The sequence below is a fragment of the Streptomyces ossamyceticus genome (genome assembly GCF_001418475.1).
GTDB classification, from domain to species: Bacteria; Actinomycetota; Actinomycetes; order Streptomycetales; family Streptomycetaceae; genus Streptomyces; species Streptomyces ossamyceticus.
Genome location: NZ_LIQX01000028.1, coordinates 23,809 through 24,479, shown reverse-complemented (window position 1 = coordinate 24,479; position 671 = coordinate 23,809). Strand labels below are relative to the sequence as shown.

At 78.4% G+C, this 671-nt stretch carries 1 protein-coding gene; it reads right to left on the bottom strand.

The features are described from left to right. The coding region (locus tag AOK15_RS46445) for a protein kinase domain-containing protein (RefSeq protein ID WP_420876842.1) at nt 1-671 on the bottom strand (671 nt) is incomplete at both ends.

Genomic DNA, 671 nt, shown 5'->3' with positions numbered 1-671 from the left:
GTCACCCACGGCCCCGCGCCCCACCGTGCTGTCGCGGACCGGCCCGCGCCCCATCGTCGTGTCGCCGTGTCCACCGGCGGCGCCTGGCGGCCCCGCCGTCGTCGGCGGCGAGGGCACGGCGTCCCGGTACGCCGGGACGGTGGCCAGGGTGGGCGCGGGCCCGAAGCCGCCGCCACCCCAGCCCTCCGGGCCGCCCAAGCCCTCCCGGCCGCCGCTGCGGCCCCTGTCGTCAATGTCCTCCGGGCCGCCCCTGCCCTCGCCGTCCCCGGTGCCGCCCAGGTCGACGGTGTCGAGATCGACCGCGGCGAGGGCGTCACGGAACGCGCCCGCGTCGGAGAGCCGGTGCCGCGGGTCGGGGGCGAGGGCGTACCGGAGGGCCGAGTTGAGAACGGCGGGCACGCCGGGCAGGTCGGGGTACGGCCAGGTGTGGCGCACGATCAGCTCGGCGAGGCTGAGCTGGGTCCCGTCGTCCGGGTGGTGGGGCGGGCGGCCCCGCAGCAACGCGTAGACGGTGGCGGCAAGGGAGTAGAGGTCTCCGGCGGGGGTGGGCTCGGCCATGTGGAAGGCCTCGGGCGGCGCGTACGCGGGGGTCAACGCCTCGCGCGTCACGGACAGTTCGCGGCCGGGCCGGGGCATGGCCGCGAGTCCGAAGTCGGTGAGGGCCACGCCGC